Source organism: Pseudoflavonifractor sp. An176, from assembly GCF_002160435.1.
Lineage (GTDB): Bacteria > Bacillota > Clostridia > Oscillospirales > Oscillospiraceae > Enterenecus > Enterenecus faecium.
Map to the genome: position 1 here is coordinate 23,605 of NZ_NFKO01000017.1, position 20,477 is coordinate 44,081.

General features: G+C 58.5%; 8 protein-coding genes, 3 tRNA genes and 1 other annotated feature. Of the genes, 8 read left to right on the forward strand and 3 right to left on the reverse strand.

Translation table 11 applies throughout. The features are described 5' to 3' along the window. Positions 1-42: 42 nt before the first annotated feature. Together B5F12_RS08110 and miaB are read right to left on the reverse strand one after the other, a co-directional pair. Positions 43-546 carry a hypothetical protein gene (locus tag B5F12_RS08110; protein ID WP_087232985.1) on the reverse strand — a complete coding sequence of 168 codons (504 nt, stop codon included), beginning with the start codon at positions 544-546 and terminating at the stop codon, positions 43-45. 138 nt (positions 547-684) lie between these two features. Further along, a complete protein-coding gene (miaB, locus tag B5F12_RS08115; RefSeq protein WP_087232988.1) occupies positions 685-2,097 on the reverse strand; it encodes a tRNA (N6-isopentenyl adenosine(37)-C2)-methylthiotransferase MiaB in 1,413 nt (470 codons plus the stop codon). A gap of 290 nt (positions 2,098-2,387) precedes the next feature. Here miaB and B5F12_RS08120 point away from each other — a divergent pair, with 290 nt between their 5' ends. The 6 genes from B5F12_RS08120 (at position 2,388) to B5F12_RS08145 (ending at position 8,932) form a co-directional block, all read left to right on the forward strand. Next, entirely contained in the window at positions 2,388-4,355 is a 1,968-nt protein-coding gene (locus B5F12_RS08120; RefSeq protein WP_087232991.1) for an LTA synthase family protein, read from the forward strand. 526 nt (positions 4,356-4,881) lie between these two features. Then, positions 4,882-5,104, forward strand: a binding site (T-box leader). Positions 5,105-5,353: 249 nt separating this feature from the next. Next, positions 5,354-6,784, forward strand: a complete 1,431-nt coding sequence (locus B5F12_RS08125) for a glycine--tRNA ligase (protein ID WP_087232995.1) — start codon at positions 5,354-5,356, stop codon at positions 6,782-6,784. A gap of 761 nt (positions 6,785-7,545) precedes the next feature. Beyond that, a tRNA-Met gene (locus B5F12_RS08130) sits at positions 7,546-7,622 on the forward strand. Positions 7,623-7,684: 62 nt separating this feature from the next. Next, positions 7,685-7,759 (forward strand) — tRNA-Glu (locus tag B5F12_RS08135). A 5-nt stretch (positions 7,760-7,764) separates the two neighbouring features. Then, positions 7,765-7,840 (forward strand) — tRNA-Val (locus B5F12_RS08140). 102 nt (positions 7,841-7,942) lie between these two features. Then, positions 7,943-8,932 carry a helix-turn-helix domain-containing protein gene (locus B5F12_RS08145; RefSeq protein ID WP_087232998.1) on the forward strand — a complete coding sequence of 330 codons (990 nt, stop codon included), beginning with the start codon at positions 7,943-7,945 and terminating at the stop codon, positions 8,930-8,932. A 195-nt stretch (positions 8,933-9,127) separates the two neighbouring features. Here the strand turns inward: B5F12_RS08145 and B5F12_RS08150 are convergent, their stop codons facing one another. Continuing rightward, positions 9,128-10,780, reverse strand: a complete 1,653-nt coding sequence (locus tag B5F12_RS08150; RefSeq protein WP_087233000.1) for an ABC transporter ATP-binding protein — start codon at positions 10,778-10,780, stop codon at positions 9,128-9,130. Positions 10,781-11,502: 722 nt separating this feature from the next. Between B5F12_RS08150 and B5F12_RS08155 the strand changes: the two genes are divergently transcribed. Both B5F12_RS08155 and B5F12_RS08160 read left to right on the forward strand, forming a co-directional pair. Then, on the forward strand, positions 11,503-12,036 hold the full coding sequence (locus B5F12_RS08155; RefSeq protein ID WP_087233002.1) for a hypothetical protein: 534 nt from the start codon (positions 11,503-11,505) through the stop codon (positions 12,034-12,036). A 325-nt stretch (positions 12,037-12,361) separates the two neighbouring features. Continuing rightward, a complete protein-coding gene (locus B5F12_RS08160; protein WP_087233005.1) occupies positions 12,362-19,225 on the forward strand; it encodes a glycoside hydrolase family 2 TIM barrel-domain containing protein in 6,864 nt (2,287 codons plus the stop codon). Positions 19,226-20,477: the final 1,252 nt, after the last annotated feature.

Consider the following 20,477-nt stretch of genomic DNA (forward strand, 5'->3'; position numbering starts at 1 on the left):
ATAATTCCTTCCGTATCGGAGACAAAAAGCCCTGGTCAAATCTTATTCGTGATAGATTCGACCGTAGTGGACGCAGCAGAAACGGTTCATTGCGTATACAGGGAATGCGCACACCAGGGAGCACAGCCCTTCCCCTGCTGCCAGGGAGAGCAGCACCCCCAGGGGGGCGGAGGTGGAGGTGGCCACGGCCAGCAGCTGCACCGCCTCCCACACCACCAGCAGCACCACGCAGCAGATCACGTGGCCCCACAGGTCCTGACGCAGGACGTACTGGCCCAGCAGGCCGGACACCCAGCCCACAAAGGCCAGCAGGGCCACATAGCCCCAGCCGCCGTGGCCCAGGGTGGCCAGCAGCAGCCCGGAGGCCACCCCGAAGCCGGCCCCGAACTGGCCCCCCTCCAGACAGCCCGCCGCCACGGTGCACATCGGCAGCAGCAGGGGCACGGGGAGCGGGGTGAGGGGGAACACAAAGTAGTTGAATATGGCGCACAGCACCAAAGTGATGCCGTAGGCCAACAATTTTAAGATGAAATCCCGGCGGGTCAAAACGGCACCTTCCTTTCAGGAATGAAGAGTGAAGAATGAAGAATGAATAATTGTGGTGTGCCGCCATGCGGCACGGATTTCAATAGAAGCACGGACCGGAGGACCTGCATTCTTCATTCTTCATTTTTCATTATTCATTCACAAAAGTGTTCCGAACAGCGCCCAGGTGGAACAATCGGTGATTTTTACGTCCACAAACTGACCGATGAGCCCCACGTCGCCGTTGAGGTGCACCAGGCGGCCGCCGGGGGTGCGGGCGTTCAAATTGTTCCGGGGGTCTTCGCTCTCCCCGTCCACCAGACAGTGCTGAATGGTACCGATATAGGCCTGGTGCTTTTCCAGGGAAATGCGGTTCTGAGCCTCCACCAGGCGGTTGAAGTTGGCGGACTTCTCCTCGCGACTCAAAGGGTCCTCCATCTCGGCGGCGGGCGTGCCCTTCCGGGGGGAGTAGATGAAGGTGAACAGGGCGTCGTAGCGCACCTCCTCAATGAGGGACAGGGTGTCCTCAAACTCCGGGGTGGTCTCCCCGGGGAAGCCCACGATGACGTCGCTGGTGAGCACCACATTGGGAATCCGCTCCCGGAGCGCCTTCACCTTGTCCAGGTACTGCTCCCGGGTGTAGCGGCGGTTCATGGCACTCAGTACCCGGGTGTTGCCGGACTGGAAGGGCAGGTGGATGCAGGGGGCCACCTTCTCGCACTTGGCCATCACGTCAAAGAGCCGCTGGGTGGCGTCCTTGGGGTGGCTGGTCATGAAGCGGAGCAAAAACTCCCCTTCGATGGCGTTGGCCTGCTCCAGCAGGGTGGGAAAGTCCATGCCGGTGCCCAGGTCTTTGCCGTAGGAGTTCACGTTCTGGCCCAGCAGGGTGATGTCCTTGTACCCTTCCGCCACCAGCTGGCGAATCTCGTTGAGGATGATGTCCGGCTCTCGGCTGCGCTCCCGACCCCGGGTGTAGGGCACAATGCAGTAGGTGCAGAAGTTGTTGCAGCCGTACATGATGGACACCCAGGCCTTGATTTTGCCGGAGCGGCGCACGGGCAGACCCTCGGCGATGGCCCCTTCGGCGGGGGCAGTCTCAAAGACACGGCCCCGGCGCAGGTAGATGCGGCGCATAAACTCGGGGAAGCGCCACAGCACCTGGGGCCCAAACACCAGGTCCACGTGCTGGTAGGACTGGCGCAGCCGCTCCACCACGTGGGGCTCCTGGGCCATGCAGCCGCACAGGCAGATGATCTGGTTGGGGTTGCGCCGCTTGCCGTGGACCAGGGCGCCCACGTTGCCGAACACCCGCTGCTCGGCGTGCTCTCGGATGGCGCAGGTGTTGATGAGGATGAGGTCGGCGTTGTCGCCGTCGTGGACAATCTCATAGCCCATCTCGCACAGCATGCCCCGCAGCAGCTCCGAGTCCGCCTCGTTTTGCTGGCACCCGTAGGTGTCCACAAAGGCGGTGGGAGCCTGGGCGTGCTGGGCGTTGATGGCCCGGATTTCCTGACAATATTCCCGCTGTTTTGCCACGTCCTGAGCGGGGATGACGGGGGTCGTTCTCTCCATGGGGAGTTCCTCCAGTATTCATAAGGTTATAACATATATGATACCAGGACGGCGAAGCCGACATGGTATCATGCCATGTTTGTTCGGTTGCCCCGTAAGGGGCGAGAAAAACGGCAAAATCAAAGTATAATAGCCGCAGCTGCGGCTATTATACCATGAGACAGATAGCAAAACAAGACGAACCGCACCCGGGGGATTCCCAGGTCTTGTGCGTTGACAGCCCCAGGGCAACGTGATAGAGTAGAGCAAATTGTTTGGAATCCCATAGGTTCCCCATAAGGAGACTGATTATGCTGCATACTGCCCAACGTCTGCGCCAGGCCCTGCTCCGCCGCTGTGGGGGAGCCCCTGTGGTGCTGCCCGTGGCCGTGGTGCTCCACGCCCTGGTGGTGGCCCTGGTGGACCAGGTGGTCGTCCACCAGAGCTTGGCCGTCCTCCCCTCCTGCTTCACCGCCGGATGGTTCTGGTGGACGGTGGGGCTCATGGCCCTCTTCACCGGCCTGCTCACCTTCTTCACCCGCACCATCCTGCCCGGGGCCATCCTCACCGCCGTGGCCCCCACCATCATGGTGTTTTCCAGCTACTTCAAGGCCCTCATCACCTCGGTGCCCCTCACCGTCCAGGACTTCCTGCTCCTGGGCCAGCTGGGGGACATCACCCAGCTCAACGCCTCCTCCCTCCACTTCTCCCCCCTCAGCCTGGGGTGCATCCTCTTCTTGGTGGTGTGGCTGGTGGCGGTGTGCCTGCTGCTCTACCCCGTGCGCCTGGAGCGCAAGGCCAGCTTGTGGGCAGGAGCGGGCTGTGTGGCCGCTGTGGCCCTGGTGTACGGAGTGGCGGCCAATGCCCTCATCTTCACCCCCATGGGGGTGAGCACCGACCAGAAGCTGTCCCAGGCCACGGTGAACCGGGAGACCGGGGTGCTGTTGGGCCTGTGGCGGGGCGCCCTCAACCAGGTGCACATGGCCCTCAACGAGGGGGACACCTCCCCGGAGGAGCTGGAGCGGGCGGCCCAGCAGGCCGTGGAGCTGGCCAGCCAGGAGGAGGACACTAAGGTGGCCCAGCAGCCCAACGTCATCCTCATCCTCTCCGAATCCTTCTTCGACGTCACCCGCCTGCCCGGGGTCACCTTTGACGGAGACCCCCTGGAGACCTTCCATAACCTACAACAAGAAGGAGTATCTGGGACCTTTTATACTCGGAGTTTAGGATATGGCACCTGTAACATTGAGTTGGAGATCCTCACGGGGATGAACACCGGCCTGTTGTGGGGGGAGGACCTGTACAACATGGCCCCCCAGGTGTTCTCCCGTCTGCCCTCGGTGCCCTCGGTGCTGCGGGACAGCGGCTACTCCACCGAGATGGTGCACATGTATGACGACTCCATTTACAAGCGCACCCCCATGTTTGAGGCCATGGGCTTTGAGGAGACCTACTTCCAGGACGACTTTGCCGCCATTGACCCCCAGGCTGCCGACGAGGCCTACCTGGAGGGGCAGCGGGAGGGCAGCTTCTACTCGGACGCCTACCTGTCCCAGCTGCTCATGGACCTGTACGAGGACGGCAAGGGGGAGGGGCCTCAGTTCCTCTACGGCATTTCCATGGAGAACCACGCCCCCTATGACAAGAAGAAGTACGACGCCCAGGAGCTGACGGTGGCCTTCCAGTCCGACCTCAAGGGTCAGGCCCAAGAGATGTTCCAGGCGGTGGTGCAGGGCACCCACGACGCCAGCGAGGCCCTGGGGCAGCTCACCGACTACTTCCGGGACCAGGCCGAGCCCACGGTCATCGTGTTCTTCGGGGACCACCGACCCGGAGTGGGGCTTCTGGATGGGGGCACGGTGTACTCCAAGCTGGGGCTGTGCTCCTCGGATTACAGCCGCTGGTCCACCCAGGAGATGAAGGAGCTGTACTCCACCGACTATCTCATCTGGTCCAACGACCCGGCCTACCTGCCCAGCCAGCCCGGGGAGCGGGTGGACCGGGGGTCCAACTACCTGGGGGTGGATTTGCTGAATCTGGCGGGGGTGGAGAAGCCGGTGTACTGGAAGCTGCTGCAAAACCTGTCCCACACCCGGCTCAACGACACCTGGGTGTATAGTTTGGCCCAGGACGGCACCCTCACCTACAAGCACCCCACCACCGGGGGCGACGGGGAGAAGCTGGATTTGCTGAGTACCCTCCTGGACGACACCTTGTACGGGGACCAGGTGGCCACCCCTGTGCTGAGGGCGAGGAGTCAAATGAATAGTGATGAATGAAAAATGAAGAATGCAGGCCCTTGGATTGGCCAGACTCCCGGTGACCCGTTGTAGGGGAGGGGCTTGCCCCTCCCGAATCCCCCGGGGCAATACCAGGGTAACCACGGGCCGGGCAAGCCACGGCCCCTACCACAGCACCACAGGGGGTGAGTCCATGCTTCCGGCGGCGGGAACGCCGCTTCTCCATGGTAGGCCCGGACATGGAAACCACCTAGCTGTAGGGCCAGCTGCCCAGGGGGGCCTGGTATAGTGGCAGGAACAGGAGCCACAGCAAGGGTGACGGGCCGAACATAGGCTTGACGCAGTTTCTGCCTCGTACCCCAAGGGGGGTCCTTAGGGGGGAACGCCCTAAGCGGGTTTTGGTTTCTTTTGCCCGCTCAAAAGAAACCCCCAGCGGGTAGCGTCCCCACCAGGCTGGCAAGCCTGATACAGGGACCGTGGAATGCTCCATTCTTCTGTGATGGTTGATGCCAGGATGGGACAAATCCCGTCTTGACACCTGGGGAAAAACGTGATACAGTGGCTCCAATATGCGAAGACGGAGATAAGTACCCAGGTGTGGAAGGTATTTAAGAGAGAGGATGGTCGGTGCAAATCCTCACCTTTGCCCTGTGGGAAGGCCCTCCTGAGCTGTGACCCCAACGGGAGACCCTAGTAGGCGTCACCGGCCCCCGCCGTTACCGGGTGAGAGTGCGCACATACCCTGTGCGAATTCAGGTGGAACCACGGACATTTTGTTCGCCCTGAGCCGCTGGCTCAGGGCGTTTTTCTTTGGGTCAACACCGAACCCGTTACGCCTAACGGCTCAGACGGCACCTCGCGCCAAAATTTTCCGTGATATTTTGCAAAAATACTCGCCAATACACAAAGTATTGCCTGCGCTTTTTGCTGCATCTGACGAAAAATTTTCTGGTGCGATCTACCGCCTGAACGGATTCGATGCTGCCCCTTGAGCCAGCGAGATATGGAAGGTAAAAACGAAAAAAGGAGTGTCATACATGAAGAACACCGAGAAAACCATGGAGAAGATTGTAAACCTGTGTAAGGGACGCGGCTTCATCTTCTCCGGCTCTGAGATCTACGGCGGCCTGGCCAACACTTGGGACTACGGCCCCCTGGGCGTGGAGCTGAAGAACAACGTCAAGAAGGCCTGGTGGAAGAAGTTCGTCCAGGAGAACCCCTACAACGTGGGTCTGGACTGCGCCATCCTCATGAACCCCCAGGTGTGGGTGGCCTCTGGCCACGTGGGCGGCTTCTCCGACCCCCTCATGGACTGCAAGGAGTGCAAGGAGCGCTTCCGTGCCGACAAGGTCATCGAGGACTGGTGCCAGGAGAACAACTTCGAGCTGGGCAAGCCCGTGGACGCCATGAGCCAGAGTGAAATGAAGGCCTTTGTGGACGAGCACCAGATCCCCTGCCCCTCCTGCGGCAAGCACAACTGGACCGATATTCGCCAGTTCAACCTGATGTTCAAGACCTTCCAGGGTGTCACCGAGGACGCCAAGAACACCGTGTATCTGCGCCCCGAGACCGCCCAGGGCATCTTTGTCAACTTCCAGAACGTCCAGCGCACCACCCGCCGCAAGCTGCCCTTTGGTGTCTGCCAGATCGGCAAGTCCTTCCGCAACGAGATTACCCCCGGCAACTTCACCTTCCGTACCCGTGAGTTTGAGCAGATGGAGCTGGAGTTCTTCTGCACCCCCGGCACCGAGCTGGAGTGGTTTGCCTACTGGAAAGACTTCTGCCACAAGTGGCTGCTGGACCTGGGCGTGAAGGACGAGAATCTGCGCCTGCGTGACCACGACCCCGAGGAGCTCTCCCACTACTCCAACGCCACCACCGACTTCGAGTTTGTCTTCCCCTTCGGCTGGGGCGAGCTGTGGGGCGTGGCCAGCCGCACCAACTTCGACCTCACCGCCCACCAGAACACCTCCGGCAAGGACATGACCTACTTTGACCAGGAGAAGAACGAGCACTATATCCCCTACGTCATCGAGCCCTCTCTGGGCGCGGACCGTGTGACTCTGGCCTTCCTGGTGGACGCCTACGACGAGGAAGTGGTGGGTCAGGACAAAAACGGCAAGGACGACGTGCGCACCGTGCTGCGCCTCCACCCCGCTCTGGCCCCCTACAAGGTGGCCGTGCTGCCCCTGTCCAAGAAGCTGTCTGACAAGGGCCGTGAGATTCAGGCCGAGCTGTCCAAGTACTTCATGGTGGACTTCGACGACGCCGGCTCCATCGGCAAGCGCTACCGCCGCCAGGACGAGATCGGCACCCCCTACTGCGTCACCGTGGACTTCCAGACCGTGGGCAGCGACACCGAGGAGGCCGACCACGCCGTCACCATCCGGGACCGCGACACCATGGAGCAGGTGCGGGTGCCCATTTCTGAGCTGAAGGCCTGGCTGGACGCCAAGCTGGCTTACTAAGACAGGCTATTTGATTGAAAAGACCGGGAGACGGTGCCGTCTCCTGGTCTTTCTTTTGGAAAAGCCTGTGCTTCTTCCCTGTGTGCGCCGGGGTGCAGCGCCCCTGCCAGGGACGCTCCGCTGGGCCCGATTTCTCCCCGATGAGAAATCGGGGAAAGAATCGCCAAAGGCGGGGCCTTCCCCCGCCTTGTGGAATCCACCCCGCGGTACAAGGCCGTTCCTGCGGTGGTTTTCAGGCCGGGCCGAAGAGCACGGACCATACCAAGAAAGTAAAAAGCACTGTTTTTCTGCATCGCTGCTGAGAAAGTGCAGGTTTCTCCTGGTTTCGGCCCTTTCTGGTCCACCCGGCCGACGGCGGCCGGGAAGCGGCCGCATACCACCTAGACTTGAGGCCCTGGCAGGTGTAGCACACCCTTACTTCGTAATCACGCATTGTCCTGAGAAATGCTCAGCCATCTCTGTGACCCTGCCAGGCCCAGGGCCGACTACGGCCCCACCGCATAAAACAAAATAAAACCCTTGGGGTTTCAAAAGGGGCGAGCCCCTTTTGTGGCTTTTCGTCCATTTTGGCCAGTCAAAATGGACCCCAGCGGAGCGCGTCCCCAGGCTGGCCAGCCTGAAAGCTCCATATCATGGGAGAATGCCTTGATGACATACAACATGTTGTGCTGCGCAATTTTTTGAAACTTTTTTGAAAAAAGGTGTTGACATTTTAGGACAAAGTGGGTATACTATCTCTTGCCCTGTTGGGTACGACTTACGGCGGCATAGCTCAGTTGGCTAGAGCATACGGTTCATACCCGTAGTGTCATGTGTTCGAATCACATTGCCGCTACCACCCGGAGAGGCGGCAATGGCCGCCCCTTCGGGACCCAACCTAGCGCCCGCTGTGGGCAACATGGCCCGTTGGTCAAGCGGTTAAGACACCGCCCTTTCACGGCGGTAACACGGGTTCGAGTCCCGTACGGGTCACCATATATGGAGGCTTAGCTCAGCCGGTAGAGCGCTTGCTTCACACGCAAGAGGTCACAGATTCGAGTTCTGTAGTCTCCACCACAAGAAAGGACATCCAATCGGATGTCCTTTCTTTTTTGCGTTCCAGCCACTCTCTTTCCTAAACTATCCACTCGGGGTCAGGCCACCTAGAAGTTATGGACGATGCCAGCACAATATGGTATACTTTCCAAAATAAATATCGTGGGGGAACATAACGTGCATGAGATTTTTTTAGGTGATGTGATCAAACGACGGCGGTTAGAGTTAGGAATGACACAGGAGCAGCTGTGTGAGGGGATCTGCGAACCGATCACCATATCCCGATTGGAAAACGGAAAGCAAACGCCATCTCGCAGCCGGATTAATGCGCTGCTGCAACGACTAGGGCTACCTGGAGAGCGATACTATGCTCTGGTGAGCAAAAATGAGGAAGAAGAAGCTCGGTTGAGAAGAGAGATCAACGATGATATCGTTCAATTCTATCAGAAAATTGGAGAGGAAAAGGTGCAGGTCTGGGAACAGGCGACAAGAGCCTTGGATGAACTGGAAGGGATCACAGACTCGGATGACACGCTTGCCAGGCAGTTTATACTGCGTAATCGTGCTCTGTTAGGAGAGCGTAGTGGGGCCTATCCCTACGAAAGGCAGTTAGAAATGTTGCTGGAGGCCATGCACCTGACCGCACCTCGGTTTGACCCGGAAGAAGTGGGACAGTTGAGGTATACTTGGGATGAGATTCAGCTTATCAACCAGATTGCCATGGTATATGCGCTGACGGGACAAAGAAAAACAGCAATTGGCTTGTACAGCCAATTGCTGAAATATTTGCAGAAGTATATGGAGAGCAAGAAGTATCTTTGCCTGGTAACTTTCAACTATGCCCGGGAGTTAGTTGTAGCCAAGCGATACGAAGATGCCATTGAAGTGGCGGAAATTGGCAGGAAGACATGCATCGATCGAGGGCATTATCAATTTTTGCCCGGCCTTCTGGCGATTAAGGCGGAGTGTGCGTATTTCTTGGGCGACCGAGCTTGCAGCAAGGAGCTATACTGCCAAGCACGCTACATATACAAAGCCATTGGTGATGAACATAACCTTAAAAAGCTCGAAATTGATGCCAGAGAACAGCTAGGAACGGAATTTTCCTTTTAATGTTCAGTAGGATGCGGATCAGGTACGTCTATGGGATTGGGTAAATCCCCTGGCACTGTATCATCTGGTTGTGTTGGTTCAACGGAAGATACGGGAGTGGGGCTTGGTTCAGTAGCCTGCGCATTCCGGGGAAGGACGATCCAGACCGAGAGGGTCAGAAGTAAGGTTGAGAGCAGTATCGTCGATTTTTTCATTCTATTCACCTGATTCTTTTGATTCTGTAGAACTGTTGTAGGAAGCTGTGGAGATAACGGGCTCCAATTCAAATACCTTGGTGAATTGTGCCTTGCGTTTAGATGTCAGATGGTGGCTGACCAAGATTAATGTGAGATTTGGGTTATTCAACAGGCTCTGCTCCACGATATCTGCATTTTTCTGGTCCAGTGCGCTGGTTCCTTCGTCTACCAGAAGAATGGACCGATCATGGATGAGGGCGCGGGCGATGGCGACCCGTTGCTTTTGGCCGCCGGAAAGGTTGCTCCCCTCCTCACCGACAGGGGTGTCCAGCCCCAGAGGCATATTTTTCAGGTCTCCATCCAAGGCACTTCCTTTGATGGCGCACTCAAGCTGCTGGTCGGTAAACTGTCCGCCCAGGGTGATGTTGTCCCGGATGGTGGTATTAAACAAAAATACGTTCTGCTCGATGTAGCTCATCTGACTTTGCAACTGTTGCGGAGTTACCTCCCGCACATCCAGGCCGTCAAAGCGAATGATGCCCTTGTACTCTGGAAGCCAGCCTAAAAGAAGCTTGAGTATGGTGGACTTGCCGCAGCCAGAGGGGCCCGTGAGTGCGTACTTGCCGCCCTTTTGGAAACAGAAACTTTGATCGTTCAAAATGGGCTTTCGTTCATCATAACTGAAGCTGATGTGCTCCAGCGTGATGTGCTCTCGCAGAGGCTCCAGTTGGGGGGCGGTGGCGGCCTTCTCCTCCCCGCCGTGGGTCACATTCTCAAAGTAGGGCTTTGCTGAAGCAAAGGACAGGCGGATTTCTGCAAGATTGCTCAGACCGTTGCTCACTGCACCGCATAGGTTGCCGCCACCCATAATGGCGGCCTGTAAAATAGCTCCCTGAATGGACAGAATGCCAATGAATACATTAACCAGCAGTTGGGTGGCAACGATAAAGAAACCCATTACGCTGTTGACATAGCTGGCGATGGTCTTTTGATGACAGGCGGGCTGTTCCATCTCCCGACTGGCATTGTCACATTGCCGGAGAAAGCGGTCAGACAGCCCAAAGAACCGGAGGACATCGAAGCCGCCTAACAGGTCCTTCAGTTTTCCAGTGGCGGCGGCCTGAGCATCGGCAGTCTTTTTGCCCAATTCTTCCAGCTTTTTCTCGAAGAGTTTGGGCAGGACCATGAGAATGACAAAACTGAACAGAGACGCTACCAGCAAAGACCAGTGGAGAGAGGCCAGGGCTATGATGGCCCACACCACTTGCGAGGCCAGACCTACGCCTTGAAAGAACGGCTCCCATGCTAGCGACTCCACCTTGTTGGTATAGTTGGTCATCCAGGCCAAATAGGTACCGTTATCCTGGGCGTGAAATTCCCCATAACTCTTGTGCAGCAGAGAGTGGGCTACGTCGTGGCGGTATTGGTTGTTCATGGCCATCACAGCCTGGTACTGAACCTTGGTCTGGAGACTTCTGACCAGGAAATACAAGGTCCAGCCCAGCCCGGTGATACCAAGCCAGGTGAGGAAATACCTGATGTCCCGGTCAATGATTCCCTGAAACATCTGCATCATCAACAGGTTTAGGCTGACGTGAATGCCATAGGTAATGACCTGTAAAAAGGCTGCAAGGCTGTTAATTCTCCAGAATTTTTTGAGATAATATGTCATAGTGATCTCCTTTGGCATTCTGTCGCTGTTTTTTGATACGTGTGGATCATTGATAGGCACAAATATAGTTGCAATTGGAAGCTCCATAGAGAACGGTATTCCTCTTGCAGCTCAAATTGAGACAACTGAGTGCCTGGGCGCAAGATACACATTCTATGGGGTTCTTTTCGGTAAGAACCTCCATGTGTAACGCTCCTTTCTTTTGTTAGTGCAACACAAAGCTGTACTTTGTGTCGCTGAAGAAATCATATAATTTTTTCCCCCAATGCACCATATCGTTTCATGTTAATTTCTAGTATCTCATAACGATGACTCCAATAGCTTGAGGCTTGGAAAATCCACATTTCTAGAGAGGAAATTTCTCTTCCCACTACAAGGTCGCTGACCCAAATGCGAAAGCCGTGGGTTTCTCTGCTTTACCCGTGCGACTCTCCGCACAGCATTTCTTTCTGTAAATAAATGCTGAATGAGTAAAATGGTCATCCCTTGACTTTTATGGCCATTATGGCTATCATGTAAGAAGCAAAGGAACAGACAGCCACAAGATGGTCTGTCGCAACGGTGAAGCACGGTGTCGGTCCAGTTTCGGTGCAGTGTGGAGTTTTATGAGGGGTTGTGCAACAACCACAGACTGGATAGCCGAAAGGCGAAAGAAAATGCTAAAAGGACTCTGCGTGTGGGAACACAGGCAGAGTCCTTTTAAACTCGGATGGGAGGTCCCTATGAAATTCTCTTCCCTTTGGCGCAAACACGCGGTGATTGTCCTGCTGCTGGCGGTGATTGCCCTGGTGGCCTGCTTCTACCAGACCCAAAAGGTGGGTTTCCACGAGGACGAGGTGTACACCATCGCCTCCGCCGTCAACCCCGGCAACGGCCTGCTCACCGCCTACGAGGACAACCTCATGCCGGAACACGGCACCCCCGTGTGGAAAACCTCCCACGAAGTGCGGGATTTTGTCACCCTCAACCCGGAAAACTACTTCAACCACATGAAATTTTTACCGGAAATGATGATCTACGACCACTCCCTTATTCTCAACACCACCCGGGGGGAGTTGGACGTGTTGGCAGATGACCCGATGTTGGAACGGGAGGGGCGTCTGGTGGTGTCTTTGCCTGTCTATCTGGACCATTCCGCCCTGTTGGAGCAAATTTCCCAATCCACCGGGTTCCATCAGGTCACCACCCTGTGTACCAGCCCCGACGGCCCCCGGGACCGGGAGGTTAAGGCAAATTTGTACCTGGTTTCCCGCTGAATTCCCATTTTTTCCACGCAGTTGCCTCCAAATGGAGGCGACTGCGTGTTTTTTGTAAAATTCAATTCCAATTCCTTCCGCCCGTGTCGGCGTATTGCCGAAGTTGGTTCAGCGATTTCTCTAAAAAATGGCCCAAATGTTTTGTGCTGTTTGTCAATTGTAAATTGTATAGGCCAGTGGGATAATCTAGAGTGAAAATTTTCCACACAAACGTGGAATGTCTATTCAGTAAAAATTCCGGTACCGGAAAGGGGTGGAGCGTCGCAGCAAACATCTTGTCATCCCAGCGCCTCTATACTATGAAGAGAAAGGACGGAAAACACCCATGCGAAATCGCAACAAACGAGTGGTATCCACTGGTTTGGCCCTGAGCATGCTGCTGAGTATGATTCCCCTTCATACCATGGCAGCCGAGCCGGGGAACACCCAGGCTGGGTACAAGGACCCCTGGAACGCCTCCGCCTCCATCCCCGTGCTGGAGAAGAAAGACGCCATCACCTCTCCCACCTTTACTTATAAGGAGTGGACCGGTGAGGACGGCAACGAGGACGTGTTTGCAGTCAACCGGGAGGAGGCCAGCATGTTCGCCACCTCCAGCGTCATCTACGACAGCGTGGATGCCGCTCTGGACAGCGCCATCAACTTCAACAAGGAGGCCTCCGGCTACGTGCAGTACCTCACCGGTAAGAACGATGCCGACTGGTCCCTGCGCGTGGTGAAGAACGACACCATCGCCAAGGAGAGCTACGCCAACTTCTACGAGACCGACTACACCCCCGATGACTCCTGGAGCAGCGGGCTCCAGCTGCCCGCCAGCTGGACCTATTGGGGTCTGGACTATCCCATCTACACCAATACCCAGGTGCCCTGGCAGGAGGACAACACCAGCAGCGACACCGCTCCTCTGGCCCCTGTCAACTACAACCCCGTGGGTATGTACCGCAAGACCTTTACCCTGGATGAGGGCCTGTCCACGCTGAAAGAGAGGAACGGCCGCATCTACCTGAACTTCCAGGGCGTGGAGGCTGCCTACTATGTGTACCTCAACGGCAAGCCCGTGGGTTACAGCGAGGACACCTACGCCCCCCACAGCTTCGACATCACCGACTACCTGGTGGACGGCGAGAACCTGCTGGCTGTGGAAGTACATAAGTTCTGCGACGGCACTTGGTTCGAGCTGCAGGACATGTTCAAGGACGGCGGCATCTTCCGTGACGTGTACGTCTACGGCGCCCCTCAGGTGCACCTCAACGACTACTTCGTCACCACCGACCTGGACGAGACCTATGAGAACGCCAACCTGGACCTGAGCGTCACCGTGGAGAACGAGTCCGCCCAGGCCGCCTCCGGCTACAAGGTGGACGTGCGTGTGTACAACGAGGACGGCTCCATGTTCGTCAACGGCATGACCGCCGAGGTGCCCACCATTGATGCGGGCTCCAGCCAGACCGTGGACCTGTCCAAGTACGTGCAGGACCCCGAGCTGTGGAGCGCGGAGCACCCCAACCTGTATTACCTGGTGGTGAGCCTCTACAAGGACGGCGGCGCCTACCTGGGCTCCATGTCCCAGCAGCTGGGCTTCCGTGAGATCGAGTTCACCCGCACTGAGGTGGATGGGAGCGGCAACCGCACCACGCAGGACAGCGAGTACAAGCCCATCACCATCAACGGTCAGCCTCTGGTGTTCCGCGGCACCAACCGCCACGACACCGACCCCGTGTACGGCAAGGCCGTGAGCAAGGAAGTTATGGAGAAGGACGTTGAGCTGATGAAGCAGTACAACCTCAACGCCATCCGTACCTCTCACTACTCCAACGACGACTATCTGTACTATCTGTGCAACAAGTACGGTCTGTACATGATGGCCGAGACCAACCTGGAGTCCCACCAGCTGATGAACAACGAGGGCAAGCAGGTGCTCTTCAAGGAGCTGGCCATGGACCGCACGGTCACCACCTTCAATCGTTTGAAGAACGTCAGCGCCATCGTGTCCTGGTCCACCGGCAACGAGAACTACTACAAGAGCAACGCCAACTATGCCGACTACATGTTCTATGATCTGATCTGGTACTTCAAGGACAACGATCCCACCCGTCCGGTGCACTCCGAGAGCTCCAACAAGGCCAACGGCACCGACATGGGCTCCAACATGTATCCCTCCGTGGGCACTGTTCAGGGCGAGGCCCGCAACAACATGCCCTACGTGATGTGCGAGTACGACCACGCCATGGGCAACGCCGTGGGCAGCATCAAGGAGTACTGGGATGCCGTCCGTTCCGGCGACAACATGCTGGGCGGCTTCATCTGGGACTGGGTGGACCAGGCCCGTGTGGTCACCTATCCCACCAGCTATGAGCTGGCCGACTATCCCGGCAGCGTGGCCGGCGCCCAGAGTGTCAACAAGGAGCCCGGCGAGGGCGCTTTGTCCGACACCAGCCTGGTCAACGGCTATGTGGGCTTTGAGGACACCGACGGGGCCTACAACGCCGCTCTGTCCGGCGACCGCAAGGCCTTCACCGTGGAAGTTATTCTCAAGCCCACCGAGTTCAAGGCCAACGAGGTCTTCGCCGCCAAGGGCGACAAGCAGTTCGCTCTGAAGCTCAACGGCGACAACAACCTGGAGTTCTTCGTCTACAACGGCAGCTGGAACTCCCTGGTGGTGGAGCAGTCCAAGCTGGGCGACGACTTTTTGAACAACTGGCACCAGCTGGTTGCCACCTATGACAACGGCGCCATGAAGGTGTACCTGGACGGCGAGGAGATCGGCTCCAAGTCCGGCCCCACCTCCATCTCCTCCTCCGGCGCCCTGCTGAGCCTGGGCTACCAGAGCGATTACAGCGGCCGTCAGTTTGCTGGTGAGATCTCCATGGGCCGCTTCTACAACGTGGCTCTGACCCAGGACGAGATCCGTGCCCAGAACTCCGCCACTCCTGCCATCGGCAAGGACGACGAGCGCGTCCTGCTGTGGGCTGAGATGAGCAGCATCCAGGAGAAGAAGGACGGCACCTACAACTACTATGCTCAGGATTATGCCTACTACAACGAGGAAATCTACGGCCAGGCCCTGGACGGCAAGTTCTTCGGCTACGGCGGCGACACCGGCGACTGGCGCAACAACTCCGGCAACTTCTGCCAGAACGGTCTGGTCACTCCCGACCGTGTGGCTCAGCCCGAGCTGGAGGAAGTGAAGTACCAGTATCAGAGCCTGTGGTTCACCGCCTCTGAGGCCGATCTGATGAGCGGCCTGGTGCAGGTGAAGAACGAGAACGGCTTCACCAACCTCAACGAGTACAATGTGGTGTGGCAGCTGATGGAGAACGGCACCGTCATCGGCGAGGGCACTGTCAACGCCGACGTGGGTCCCCAGACCACTCAGACCATCACCATCCCCTATGCTCAGTACATGCCCAAGGAGACCAAGGACGGCGCTGAGTACTACCTGAACATCTCCGTGCAGCTCAAGAGCGACACCCTGTGGGCCACTGCTGGCCACGAGGTTGCCCATGAGCAGTTCCAGGTGCCTGCCAACGTAGAGCAGGTGGCCCTGACTCCCTCCGCCAACGAAGTGGTGGTGGACGACTCCGCTGAGGACGTCATCGCCATCACCGGTGAGGGCTTCTCCTTCAACATCGACAAGGCCAGCGGCGCCATCTCCAACTATGTGTACAACGGCGAGACCCTGCTGACCCAGGGCCCTGTCCCCAACTTCTGGCGCGCTCCTGTCAACAACGACAACGGCAACTTCGACTGGGCCTGGCAGAATGCTGGCAAGGACGCCCAGGTCTCCGGTGACATCCAGGTCATCCAGGCCAATGGTTTCACCTCCATCGCCTTCACCCAGACCTTCCCCAACATGAACGGCCTGTCTCAGACCGTGGTCTACACCGTGGACGGCTCCGGTGCTGTCACTCTGGACCTCACCGTGGACGCCACCAAGACCAGCACCAGCCGCAGCCGCTTCATGCGCATCGGCACCACCATGGTCCTGCCCGAGGGCTATGAGAACGTCAGCTGGTACGGCAACGGCCCCGTGGAGGCCATGTGGGACCGTGAGTCCTTCGCCCGTGTGGGTGAGTACTCCTCCACCGTCAACGAGCTGTTCTTCCCCTACCTGGACACCGAGGACACCGGCACCCTGACTGGGGTGAAGTGGTTCACCGTCACCAATGACCAGAGCAACTACGCCATGGCCATTGCCGCCCAGGACACTGTGGAGGCTCAGGCTCTGCACTTCACCGCCGACGACCTGACTCAGGCCCGTCACCCCTATGAGCTGACCTACGAAAACGAGACCTATCTGTCCATCAACTACCGTTCCCAGGGCACTGGTAACGCCAGCTGCGGTCCCGACGTGCTGGGTCAGTACACTCTGCCCACCTCCAAGACCTACAGCTACGCCTACACCATGGTGCCCTACACCGTGAAGGACGCCGACCTGTACGACGTCACCGCTCCCTTCCGCACCGCTTCCGTGGTGGATCAGGACTCCGCCGTCAAGGAGCTGAAGGAGGCCATTGAGTCCCTGGTGGTCACCTCTGTGGACCAGGAGGCCGAGGTCAACAAGCTGGTCAACTCCTACAACGGCCTGTCTGACGCCCTCAAGGAGCAGCTGGCTGACGCCAAGGCTCACCTGGACGAGCAGGTCGAGATCCTGGAGACCATGAAGGCCGATCCCTACTACCACGCTGTGGTGTCCGATCAGAGCGCCAATGGCTTTGATGTGGACGTCACCGAGAAGTATGACACCGTGTCCATGGGTATGGATGCCGAGCAGGGCACCTACATGAGCGGCCACTTCCTGGTGGACAACGAGGGCGCCAAGGAGGCCATGAACGAGGTCATCGGCGGCTCCAACAGCTTCACCATGGAAGCCGTCATCCGTCCCAACGTCTATGACACCTCCGGTTCCTCCTTCAACATGATTATGGGTAAGGGCGACAGCTCCGCTGCCTTCCGTATCTCCGGCGGCAACCTGTACTTCTTTACCTACAACGGCTCCAACTGGATGCCCACTCCTCCCGACGGAGAGGCCTCCAACTTCCCCATGAACAACGAGCTGGTGCAGCAGTGGCTGCGTGTGGCTGCTGTGTATGACGGCAGCAACGGCGGCACCATCAGCGTCTACCTCAACGGCGAGCTGTCCAGCACCCGCAGCAACGTGGGTGAGGTCCAGCCCTCCGACCTGTACCTGGGCATCGGCGTGTGCCCCGACACTGGCCGTACTTCCATGAGCGACTTCAGCTCCGTGCGTCTGTACTCCAGCGCTCTGGACACTGAGGCCCTGAAGGCGGACGACGAGACCAACCTGGCCCGTGAGGACGTGGCCCTGTGGTACGACTTCAGCCAGATCAACTACACCACCACCACCGAGGTGGAAGTGGTGGAGGACCTGCCCGCCTACACCTACCTGGGTGAGAAGCCCGCCCTGCCCGACGCCATCTCCGTGTCCGTCAACGGCGGCGAGCCCTTCGACATGAACGTGACCTGGAACCTGGACAACCTGAACCTGGACCAGGTGGGCACCTATGAGATCTCCGGCTCCCTGGCCAATGGCCAGACTGTGAAGCACACCATGGCTGTGGTGCCCGACGACGTGGTCTACTTCGTGGACTCCGGCGCCACCGACTTCACCTCTCTGGGTCAGATTCTGGTGGACGCCAACCAGGACACCATCCGCAACGCGGACGCCGACGTGGCCTACACCGCCGAGAACGGCTGGGGCTACCTCAACGGCGAGAACACCGGCACCGACAACGGCAGCACCGGTTCCGCTTACGACACCCTGCGTCACATGACCAAGGAAGCCACCGGCAAGTCCCTGAGCTATCAGTTCGACGGCTTGAAGGCTGGCACCTACAACGTGTATGTGGGCTATCAGGATCCCTGGACCCAGTGGAGTACCACCCGTCCCACCACCATCACCCTCAACCAGGGCGAGACCAACCTGGCCACCCTCAACGGCGTGGAGCTGTGCACTGCCACTCCTGCCTATGTGACCATGGAGAACGTGGAAGTGGCTGCGGATGGCACCGTCACCCTGACCCTGGCCCCCGAGAAGACCGGCGACTCCAACTATGACGTGCTGGTCAGCTACATCCTCATCACCGCCGTGGGCGGCGAGGAGCCCGATCCCGAGGAGTACACCGTTACCGTGAACACCCAGGGCGAGGGTACCGCCACCGCCGAGCCCACCACCGCTACCGCTGGCACCACCGTGACCCTGACTCAGCAGGCTGCTGAGGGCTGGCACTTCGTGGAGTGGCAGAGCGAGGACGTCACCGTCACCGATAACACCTTCGTGATGCCCGAGGGCAACGTCACCGTCACCGCTGTGTTTGAGGAGGACGAGACCCCCGAGCCCGGCGATGTCAACAAGACCCTGCTGGAGAAGACCGTGGCCTATGCCGACACCCTGTCCACCAACGGTGTCACCGACACTGCCAAGAAGGCCTTTGAGGACGCTCTGGCCAACGCCAAGACCGTTCTGGCTGACGCCGACGCCACCCAGGACGAGGTCAATGCCGCTTGGAACCAGCTGCTGGAAGGCATCTGGGGCCTGGGCCTGGTTCAGGGCGACAAGGACGAGCTGAACCGTCTCATCGCCAAGGCCGAGGACATGATGGCCAACGCCGACAAGTACGTGGAGACCAACTGGCAGCAGCTGGTGGACGCTCTGGCCGCTGCTAAGGACGTGGCCGCTGACGGCGACGCCATGGATGAGGACATCAAGCCTGTGGCTCAGGCTCTGCTGGATGCCATCCTGGCTCAGCGCTTCAAGGCGGACAAGTCCATCCTGGAAGACCTCATCGGCAAGGCCGAGGGCATCGACCTCACCGGTTACACCGCCGAGTCCGTGGCCACCTTCCGCACGGCTCTCCAGAACGCTCAAGCTGTCATGGCCGACGAGACCCTCACCGAGGACGACCAGGCTACCGTGAACGCCGCTGTGGCTGCCCTCAGCGACGCCATGAACGGCCTCACCGCTGGTGGCGCTCCCGAGACCACCGACAAGCCCGAGGCCTCTGAGAAGCCCGAGAGCACCGACAAGCCTCAGGCCACCGAGAAGCCCGCTGAGAAGCCTGCTCAGACTGGCGACTCCGCTCAGCTGATGCTGTATGTGGCCGCTCTGGCCGCCGCTGTGATGGCCCTTGGTGCTGTCACCGTGGTGCGCAAGCGCCGCGGCAACTAAGTTCTTTCCAGACGGAAGAACCCGCCAAACTAAGACGAAAGCCCGGAGGAAGCACCTGCTTCCTCCGGGCTTTCTCTTTTGGCGTATCCTCCGCCGTCAGCTTTTGCCACATCATCCTGTGCCGCTGTGGTAGGGGCCGTGGCTTGCTCAGCCCACTTTGCCGGGGGCCTGTTCTTCTCCGATGTCTCAGGCGCAGACCAGCGCCCCAGCCGGGGACGCTCCGCTGGGGTGACTTTCTGGGTGGGCAGAAAGTCACCAAAGACCCACCAAAGGCGGGGCCTTCCCCCGCCTTGTGGAATCCACCCCGCGGTACGGGATGCACCTGCGTCCTCCTGGTTTCGGCCCTGGTCCTGGATGGGTCACATAGATGGCTTGGAGGCACGATAGACAGCACCTACTTCTCTGCCGGATGGTGCTTCTACTCCCCAGGGCCTTACCCTGGTAAGCCGCTGTTCCCAGCGATGGGCAGCCAGGCTCCCGGCGGCGGGAACGCCGCTTGCCCAGGTAGGCCCGGAGGTGGAAACCGCCTGGCGATAGGGCCAGTTGCCAGGATAGCCTGGTGTGGTGGCAGTAACAGGGGCCACAGCAGGGGTCACGGGCCGGCCTGAGAACCACCGCAGGGGCAGTTCTCAGGACGGGCCGAAGGGTCAGCGCTATGCCAAGAGGAAAACATGCTCTATTTTTCTCTATCGTTGCTTGGAAAGTGCGTGTTTCTCCTGATTTCGGCCCTTTCTGGTCCACCCGGCCGACGGCGGCCGGGAATCGGCCGCACACCGCCCAGACTTGAGGCCCTGGCGATGGAAGGGAAATCTGTCAGCGGAGTAGGCATACCCTAGAGATGTGATACGCCATCTATGTGACCCCACCGGGACCAGGGCCGACTACGGCCCCACCGCACAAAACAAAATCAAATTATTGGGGTTTCAAAAGGGGCGTGCCCCTTTTGTGGCTTTTCGTCCATTTTGGCCACTCAAAATGGACCCCAGCGGAGCGTCCCCGGCTGGGGCGCTGGGTTCTGCCAAGGAAATTGGAGAAGCAGATTGTTTCACCTTTGCGTAAAGGCGGAGGATACGCCAAAAGACGAAAGCCCGGAGGAAGCAGGTGCTTCCTCCGGGCTTTCGTCTTAGTTTGGCGGGTTCTTCCGTCTAAGAAGAACTTAGTTGCCGCGGCGCTTGCGCACCACAGTGGCAGTGCTCAGAGCCACCACAGCGGCACCCAGAGCGGCCACATACAGCATCAGCTGAGCGGAGTC